The sequence below is a fragment of the Streptomyces sp. NPDC043176 genome (assembly GCF_056436715.1).
Genome location: NZ_JBWKCA010000037.1, coordinates 38,561 through 47,657 on the forward strand (window position 1 = coordinate 38,561; position 9,097 = coordinate 47,657).

5 protein-coding genes are annotated in these 9,097 nt (G+C 76.2%); all 5 read left to right on the top strand.

The window, feature by feature from the left end; genetic code table 11:
* Positions 1 to 145: 145 nt before the first annotated feature.
* On the top strand, positions 146 to 880 hold the full coding sequence (locus tag AC067A_RS35490; protein ID WP_479247454.1) for a GntR family transcriptional regulator: 735 nt from the start codon (positions 146 to 148) through the stop codon (positions 878 to 880).
* 155 nt (positions 881 to 1,035) lie between these two features.
* A complete protein-coding gene (locus AC067A_RS35495) occupies positions 1,036 to 2,580 on the top strand; it encodes a hypothetical protein (protein ID WP_479247455.1) in 1,545 nt (514 codons plus the stop codon).
* Positions 2,577 to 3,269: a hypothetical protein gene (locus AC067A_RS35500; RefSeq protein ID WP_479247456.1), complete on the top strand. Its 693-nt coding sequence runs from the start codon at positions 2,577 to 2,579 to the stop codon at positions 3,267 to 3,269. Before AC067A_RS35495 ends, AC067A_RS35500 begins: the two co-directional genes overlap by 4 nt.
* Positions 3,266 to 4,180: a hypothetical protein gene (locus AC067A_RS35505; protein WP_479247458.1), complete on the top strand. Its 915-nt coding sequence runs from the start codon at positions 3,266 to 3,268 to the stop codon at positions 4,178 to 4,180. The genes AC067A_RS35500 and AC067A_RS35505 overlap by 4 nt, the downstream gene beginning before the upstream one ends.
* Before the next feature lie 60 nt (positions 4,181 to 4,240).
* Positions 4,241 to 8,920 carry a hypothetical protein gene (locus AC067A_RS35510; RefSeq protein ID WP_479247460.1) on the top strand — a complete coding sequence of 1,560 codons (4,680 nt, stop codon included), beginning with the start codon at positions 4,241 to 4,243 and terminating at the stop codon, positions 8,918 to 8,920.
* Positions 8,921 to 9,097: the final 177 nt, after the last annotated feature.

Genomic DNA, 9,097 nt, shown 5'->3' on the forward strand with positions numbered 1-9,097 from the left:
GTCCCTTCGGAGAGGAGGTCAGGTGGAGGAGGTCGGGCACCGGTCAACGTAGAGGATCGTTCAACGATCCAACAAGAGGGATGTTGTCGCCCTCCCGTTTCTGGGGTTGACTCGGCCGCGTACGCGAGGAAGGGAATGGGGCGGCGTGGACGTGAGGGAAGCGGTCGGAGCCGGGGGCCTGGCGGACGACCGCGCGCTGCTCGGACGAACGAGCACGGCGGAGCGGGTCGCTGACATCCTGCGGACCCGGATCGCGGAGGGCTACTTCCCGCCCGGCACGCGGCTCTCCGAGGACGGCATCGCCGGCGCCCTGGGCGTGTCCCGCAACACGCTCAGAGAGGCCTTCCGGCTCCTCACCCACGAGCGGCTGCTCGTCCACGAACTCAACCGGGGCGTCTTCGTACGGGTCCTCGCCGTCGGTGACGTGGACGACATCTACCGCACCCGCGCGCTCGTCGAGTGCGCCGTCGTGCGGGGCCTCGGGCAGCCGCCGTTCTCCCTCGACGGCCTCGTCGCCACCGTCGCCGAGGGCGAGGCCGCCGCCCGCGCCGACGACTGGCAGGGCGTCTCCACCGCCAACATCCACTTCCACCGGGAACTCGTCGCCCTCGCCGGCAGCGCCCGCACCGACGAACTCATGCGGAGCGTCCTCGCCGAACTCCGCCTCGCGCTCCACGTCGTCGACGACCCGCAGGCCCTGCACGAGCCCTACCTGGTAAGGAACCGGGAGATCCTCGACGCCCTCCGGGCCGGTGAGCGGACCACCGCCGAACGGCTCCTCGCCCGCTACCTCGACGACTCCCGCACACGCGTCACGGGCGCGTACGCCCGCGCCGTCGACGCCCAGGCGAGCCCACCCGGCAGACCTGGCGTGGCGTGACGTGACGTGATCGACAGTCAGTCCGTGACCTGATCGACAGGCCCTCCGCGCCCGGATCGACAGGCCTTCCGGGACCCGGTCGGGCGGCCTCCCGGAGCCCGGTCGCATCTGCGCCGTTTCGACCGTTGTCAGGTCGAGGACCTAATCTGTCCACCGTGACTTCGCCTGCCTCGACGGACCTCGTTCCGCCCCAGCTCAGCGCGGGGCCGCGGCCCGCGCAGGGCCCGGCCGCCGACGAAGGGCTCGCGCGGCGCCTCCGCGCGCTCGCGTGCACCGCCCCGCTGCACGACCTCGACGCGCGCAAGGCCAACCTGGCCGGCGAGTACACGGTCTACGCGATGGCCGAGGTGGCCCTCGCCGCGATCGACCTGATCACGCTGAACATGGACTTCGACACCGGCGCCGACCACGAGCAGATAGTGGCCCGGCTGCTGCCCCGCGTCGCCGCCCAGGCACCCACCCGCCCCGCCGCCGAGCACGAGCGCGTGGCCCGCTGGGTCCTGGAGAACCTCATCAACGTCGGCAGCGTCGACCGCGGCTTCCGCGCCGTCTACGGCACCTTCGGCACCGACGGCGTCTACGTCCGCAGGGACTACGACTTCAAACTCATCGAGGAGGTCCCGGGGTACGGCGGCGGCGTCTACCTCCGCACCACCGACGAAGCGGTCAACGTCCTCGTCGGCGCCCTCGACACCGACGTCACCAGCGCCCAGATCGCCGCCGAGGTGAAGCTGGAGGTCCTCATCAACCGGGGCCGCCTCGCCGACGCCCAGCTCGCCGCCGAGCAGGCGCGCTACCGGACCGTGCAGTACGCCGAGGTCCTCCGCAAGACCCTGGAGGCCACCCGGCGCAACGTGCGCGCGGTGGACTGGCTCAACACCGTCCCCGACATGATCGCCGAGGCGCTCGACCACGTGGCCGACCGCTACCGCCACGAGAACGCGATCCTCACCAACATCCGCAGGGCCCGTGACGAGGCCGAGGCCGCCTCCGACGCGAAGACGGCCGAGCACAAGCGGCGCGCCGCCGAGCTCGTCGACATAGTGAAGGACTGCATCCGGCGCCACACCCAGCTCCAGTCGCGCCTCCTGGAAGCGGGGCCCCTCTTCCGCGCCGAACAGGACCGCCAGGCCTTCGCCGCCCCGGCCATGTACACCGGACTCGACCTGTACGGGCAGCTCGTCGCCCCCGTGCTGCCGCTCCCCGTCGAGCAGGCCACCCGGGTCACCGACGCCTTCTTCGCCCACGGCACCGGACTGCGCACCCCCGCCTCCGTCCGCCTCGGCGACCTCGTCGACCTGCTGCTCACCCCGCCCGTGGAGCGCGAGCACCTCGGCGCGGAGATGCCCGAGCCCGACCTCATCGCCACCCCCGACGACTCCCGTTTCAGCGAGGAGCAGCTCGCGAGCGCCCAGCGCCTGCTCGACCTGGAGCACGACGCCCCGCGGCGCCTCTCCGGCCTGCTCGCCGAAGCCCGGCGCCTCGACCCCGACCTGCCGTACCTCGTCGCCCTCCTCGCCGTCCACGCCGCCAGCCCCCCGGTCGGCACGGCCTACCGGCAGGGCGAGGAGCGGCTCCTCTTCGCCGTCGACGACGGCACCCCCCTCGACGACCCCGAGTTCGGCGGTGCCGACCTCATCGTCGGTACGGCCCTGCTCGACGCGGCGGGCATGGCCGCCGACCGCTCGGAGGCCTCGTGACCCTCGCCCCGCAGGCCCCCGAGCCCGCCGCCCTGCCCGCGTCCACCGCGGCCCTCGCCGAGCAGGCCTCCGCCCCGGCCCCCGCCGAGCAGGCGTCCGCCCCCGCCTTCGTACCGGCGGCCCGGACGGACCAGGCCGACCCCGCCGCACCGCCGACCGCTCCCGCACCGCCGACCGCTCCCGCGCCGGAGCCCGGCTCCGCGCCGGCCGCCGGGCCTGCCCACGCGCCCGCCGCCGACTCCGTACGGGAACCGATCGCCGAGCCGGACCCTGCCCCCGGGCAGGCCCCCGACCCCGAGCCGGACCCCGACCGTGCACCGGTCGCCGACCGTGCACCGGAACGGGACCAGGAGCCCGACGCGGCCAACGACGCCGACGCCGACCCCGATACCGACGCCGACCCCGGTACCGACGCCGATACCGCCGACGCTGCCGCCGACCGGACCGAGCGGTCGCGGGGTACCCGGCCCCGATTCGGGACCGTGTCGATGCCGCCCCGGGCGCCGCAGTCGCGGCGCCGGGAGATGCCGTCCGTACGGGCCGTGCGGCTCATGGACGTGCCGCCCGCGCCCGTCGACCGCCAGGCCACCGCGGCCCCGGCGGCCGTCACCCCCGTCCCGCTGCCCGTGCCGCGCCCCGGCACCGGAGCCGTACCGACCGAGAGCCGTACCGAGGAGCCCCAGCCGTGAGCGAAACCCGCGCCGAGTACGCCGACGCGTGGAGCGAGCAGGAGCCCGCGCAGGCCCACGCCCCCTCCTCCACCGGTGCCACCGCGTCCGCCGTCACGCCCGCGGACGCCGCCGACGCGGCCCGGCTCGTCTCCTTCGGGCTCCAGCCGAAGCTGCTCCCGGCCCGTGACGCCGAGTACACCGAGCTGCTCCGCCGCTATCGCGAGGACCCCGCCTTCGCGCGCCTCGCCGACGCCGTCGCCACCGGCCTGGGCCTCGTCGTCCTGGAGGTCTCCCCGCGCGCGGGGATGGCCGTCACCGCCGGCGAGGACTCCGTCTTCGCCGTCCGCATGGGCGACTACGCGCGTCGCGCGTCCACGGACTCGGCCGACCGGTTCCTGCACGGCCTGGCCCACCTCGCCGTCGCCGCGATGGCGTTCCCCCGCCCGGAGGACCTCGCCGACGACGCGTACATCGGCCGCCTCACCGTCAACGGCGTCGACGCCTTCGTGCGCCAGGCCTGTCTGCGCCTGGAGCAGCGCGCCGAGGAGGAGGGCGAGAACACCGACCCGGCGTCCGACGCCCCCGGCCTGGAGGCCGCCTGGCGGATCTACGCCCGGCGCAGCGCCACCGGCGCCACCAAGGACGCCCGCAGACTCGCCGGATCCACCACCGGCATCGTCGGCAAGGCGGCCGCGTTCCTCACCGACTCCGGCTTCCTCCAGCGCACCGGCGACGAGGGCGGCGGCTCCTACCGCACCACCGCCCGCTACCAGCTCCAGGTCCGCGACATGGCCGGCTCCGCCGCCATGGCCGAGCTCCTCGAGCTCGGCGTCGTCCCCGTCAGCGACGGCTCCGCGACCCTCCTCCCGCCGCCCGAGGGCGACGACCTGGAGCTCGCCGCCGACGCCGGCCTGCCCTTCCACGCGTAACGCCCCGCGCAACCGACCTTCCTGAGCACGACGAGCACGAGAGCACGAGAGTCCCTCGCCATGTACGAGCTGTCCCGGGTCCGCCTCTACTCCATCGGCCCCGCCGGTGCGCGCTACGCCGACACCGTCCTGGACCTGCGCGGAGTCGGCGCGCCCGTGCCCCACCCCGCCCCGACCCAGGCGGAGTTCTTCGAGGATGAGCCGGTCGGCCCGCCGCGCCGGCCGGCCCCCGCGGGCGTGCTGTTCCTGGAGAACGGCGGCGGCAAGTCCGTCCTCCTCAAGCTGATCTTCTCGGTGATGCTCCCCGGCCACCGCAACACCCTGGGCGGCGCCAGCTCCGGCGTGCTGCGCAAGTTCCTCCTCGCCGACGACTGCGGACACGTCGCCCTGGAGTGGCAGCACACCCTCACCGGTGAACTCGTCGTCGTCGGCAAGGCCAGCGAATGGCGCGGCCGCCAGGTCTCCAACGACCCGCGGAAGTTCGCCGAGGCCTGGTACTCGTTCCGTCCCGGCCCCGGGCTCAGCCTGGACAACCTGCCCGTCGCCGAGGCGACCTCGGTCCGGCCGCCCGTCGAAGGCGCCTCCGGGGCGACCGGCCGCCGCCGCACCATGAAGGGCTTCCGCGACGCCCTCACCGAGGCCGGCAAGGCGTACCCGCACCTGGAGGTGGTCTGGGAGGAGATCCACGACCGCTGGAACGAGCACCTCGGCGACCTCGGCCTCGACCCCGAACTCTTCCGCTACCAGCGCGAGATGAACGCCGACGAGGGCGAGGCCGCCGGCCTCTTCGCGGTCAAGAAGGACTCCGACTTCACCGACCTGCTCCTGCGCGCCGTCACCGACACCCGGGACACCGACGGACTCGCGGACCTCGTCGGCGGCTTCGGCAACAAGCTGGGCCGGCGCGCCGAACTGACCGCCGAACGCGACTTCACCGCGGGCTCCGTGGACCTGCTCGGCCGGATCGTCGAGGCCGCCGGCACCCGCTCCCACGCGCGCGACGTCCATGCGGGCGCCGAGCGGCGCACCCGCACGCTCGCCCGCCGTCTCTCCGCCCGCGCCGCCGAGGAGCGGGGCCGCGGCGCCGAACTGGCCCAGCAGGTCACCTCCGCCGCCCACGCCGTCGACGAGGCCGAGACCGCCCGCGGGCGCAGCTCCCTCATCGCCGCGGAACTGGCCTACCGGCACGCCTCCCTGGCCCTGACGGCGGCCGAGAAGGGCGCGGCCTCCCAGCGTCGTGAACTCACCGACGCCCGCACCCTGCACTCCGCCTGGCAGGCGGCCGAGGCGGTGCTCCGCCACCGCGCCGCCTCGGACCGCTCCGCGCGCGTGGCCGTCGCCATCCGCGAGGCCGAGCGGGACGCCGCCCCGGCCCTCGCGGCCCGCGCCGAGGCCGCCGCCGATCTCGTACGCGCCCTCGCCGCCGCCGCGGAGGAGGGCGAGCGCCGCGCCGCGGAGGAGGAGGAACGCTCCACCGCCCTCCAGGAGGTCGGCGAGACCGCCCACCGCGACGCCACATCCGCCGCCACCGAGGCCCAGCGGGCCCGCAGCGAGGCCGGCCACCTGCGCCAGCGCCTCGCCGAGGTCGAGCAGGAGACCGCCGAGGCCGTACGGGCCGGCTGGCTCGACGACTCCGCGCCCGACGCCGACCCCGCGCGCGCCGCGCTCGCCGCGAGCGACGCGGAGAAGACCGCGGTCGCCGCCTGGGACACCGCCCGCGAGGCCGCCCGCACGACCGCCGACCGCGCCCGCGAGGCCGCCGGTGCCGAATCCCGCGCCGAACTCGCCGCCGCCCGCGCCGCCGACGCGGCCGAGGCGGCCGAGAACGCCTACGACGCCGAGCGCCGCGCCGCCGAGTCCCTCGCCGCCGAGGGGCGGCTCGCCGAACTCCTCAGCCTCCCGGCCACCGGCTCGCCGCTCCCCGGCCGGCGCGCCGCCGCCACCTCCGGCGCCGACGACGACGCCTCCGTGGAGGACACCGGCCCCGCCACCGCGTCCCAGGACCCGCTCACCGTCACCGAGTTCGACCGGTACGCCGACGAGCTCCGCACCATGCTCGACCAGGCCGTCACCTCCGCCGAGCGGCAGCTCTTCGACATGCGCACCGCCGCTGCCGACGACTCCCGCATCCTCGGCGCGCTCGGCGACGGCGGGCTGCTGCCGCCCGGGCCCGACGTCCTCGCCACCGTCGAGTACCTCGGCGAGCACGGCATCCCCGCCCTCCCCGGCTGGCGCTACCTCGCCCAGGCCGTGGACCCCGCCGACCACGCCCGCGTCCTCGCCGCCCGCCCCGAACTCGTCGACGGCGTGGTGATCACCGACCCCGTCTCGTACGGACGCGCCCGCGAGGTCCTCGGCACCGCGGCCCTGCTGCCCCGCTCCGCCGTCGCCGTCGGCACCGCCGCCGCCCTGCTCGCCCCCGTACCGGCGCGGGAGTCGGCCGACGACACCGGCGTCTTCCTCGTCCCGCCGAACCCGGCCATGCACGACGAGCACGCCGCCGACGAGGAGCGGCACGCCCTGCGCGCCCGCGCGGCCGCCCGCGACGAGGAGATCCGCACCCTCGCCGCCCGTCTCGCCGGCGACCGCGCCCTCGCCGCCCGCCTCGGTGCCTGGCGCGCCGACTGCCCGCCCGGGATGCTCGCCGAACTCGCGGCCGTCGCCGCGACCGCCCGCGAGACCGCCGAAGCCGCCGCCGCGACCCTCGACGAGGCCCGCGCCGCGCGCGCGGAGGCCGACGAGACCGCCGCCGAAGCCGCCCAGGTCAGGGACGAGCGCCAGGAGGCGGCCCAGCGCGCCCGCCGCGTCGCCGACGCCCTCGCGGGCCTTGCCTTCCGTCTGCGGGAGCGCTCCGCCTGGCAGGCCAAGCTCCGTGAACTCGCCGACGACGCGGCCGAGTCCGAGGCCCGCGCCCAGACGTGCCTGGAGCGCGCCCGGGCCGCCGACGAGGACCGTCGCGCGGCCCAGCGGACCGCCGACGACGCCCACCGCACCGCTCGCGCCCTGCGCGCCGAACGCGCCGAGATCGCGGGCGCTCCCGACACCCTCCCCGAGGAGGCCCCGACCGCGCCCCGCACCGCGCTCCCCACCCTGCGCGAGGCCTACCGGGCCGCGTCCCAGTTGTACGAGAAGGTCGGCGTCGGCGCCGACCTGCGCGCCGAGCAGGCCCGCGCCGAGAGCGACGAGTCCGCCGCCCTCGCCGAGCTCGACCGGCTCACCAACAAGGTCCGCACCCGCGCCGAACAGCTCCTGGAGTCCACCGACGGCGCCGACGGACCCTCCCGGCAGGCCGCGGCCGCACGCGCCGAGTCCCTGGTGCAGATGCTGGAGACGCGGGCCTCCGAGGCGAGCGAGAAGCTCGGCCGGCTCCGCGGCGAGGCCGAGCGCCTGGCCCCGGAGGACGGCGAGGCGCACACCGAGCTGCCCGAGGAGCTGGTCCCCGCCGACGCCGAGCGGGCGCAGGCCCTGCTGCGTACCGCGACCGCCGAACTCGCCGCCCGCACCGTCGCCCTGGAGACGGCGCGCGCCGCCCACAGCCGCCTGCTCCGTGACCACCGGGCCGCCGAGGACGCGGCGGGCGGCTTCGACGAGACCGCCGCCCTCCTGCGGGACCTGCTCCGCGACCACGCGGACGAGGAGCAGGACGCGCCCGAGCCGTACCGCGGCACCCTGGAGGAGGCCCGTACGGTGGCGACCGAGGCGCGCCGCTCGCTGCGCGGCCTCACCGCCGAGCTGTCCGCCGCCGACGCCGCCGTGCGCGAGGCGAGCGACGTCCTCGTCCGGCACGCCAACTCCACCCGCTACGAGCAGGTCCGCACGCCGGCCCGCCAGCAGATCCGCGAACTGCCGGCGTCCGCGCTGCCCGAGCACGCCGCCAAGTGGGCCGAGGCGTTCGCGCCCCGGCTGCGGGTCCTCACCGACGAGCTGGAGCAGCTGGAGCGCAACCGCGACTCGATCGTGGACCGGCTCCGCGGCCTCGTGGAGTCCTCGCTCGCGACCCTCCGCTCCGCCCAGCGGCTCTCCCGGCTGCCTGAGGGCCTCGGCGAGTGGTCCGGCCAGGAGTTCCTGCGGATCCGCTTCGAGGAGCCCGACCAGGCCACCCTCGCGGAGCGGCTCGGCGAGGTCGTCGACGAGGCCACCCGGGCCGCCGTCAAGAAGAACTCCGACCTGCGCCGCGACGGCATGTCCCTGCTGCTCAGGGGCGTGCAGGCGGCCCTCGAACCCAAGGGCGTCTCCGTCGAGATCCTCAAGCCGGACGCGGTGCTGCGCGCCGAGCGGGTGCCCGTCGGGCAGATGGGCGACGTCTTCTCCGGCGGGCAGCTGCTCACGGCCGCCATCGCCCTGTACTGCACGATGGCGGCGCTCCGCTCCAACGACCGGGGCCGCGACAAGCACCGCCACGCGGGCACGCTCTTCCTGGACAACCCGATCGGCCGCGCCAACGCCACGTACCTGCTCGAACTCCAGCGGGCCGTGTCGGACGCGCTCGGCGTCCAGCTCCTCTACACGACGGGCCTGTTCGACACGACGGCGCTGGCCGAGTTCCCGCTGGTCATCCGACTGCGCAACGACGCCGACCTGCGGGCCGGCCTCAAGTACATCAGCGTGGAGGAGCACCTGCGTCCGGGCCTGCCGCAGTCCGGCACGGAGGGTGAGACCATTCACGGCGAGATCACGGCCACCCGCATGTTCCGCCGCCACCAGTCCGACGGCCCGACCCCGCCCCCGGCCACGTCCTGAGCCGAGACGACCGAGCGGCCCGGCCGCCGGCCGGACGAGGCCCGCTACCGAGGGGGGACGACCGGGCGGCCCCGCCCCCCCCCGGGGGGGGGGGGGCCCCGGCGGCACAGCGTCAGGAGCCCCCGCCGGCGCAGGGGGCCGCGGGCCGGAGGGGCGGGAGAGCCCCCGGGCGCCCCC

Bases quoted from the DNA above. Each gene is read 5' to 3' on its own strand.
- AC067A_RS35510 (WP_479247460.1), top strand. From the start codon at position 4,241: ATGTACGAGCTGTCCCGGGTCCGCCTCTACTCCATCGGCCCCGCCGGT.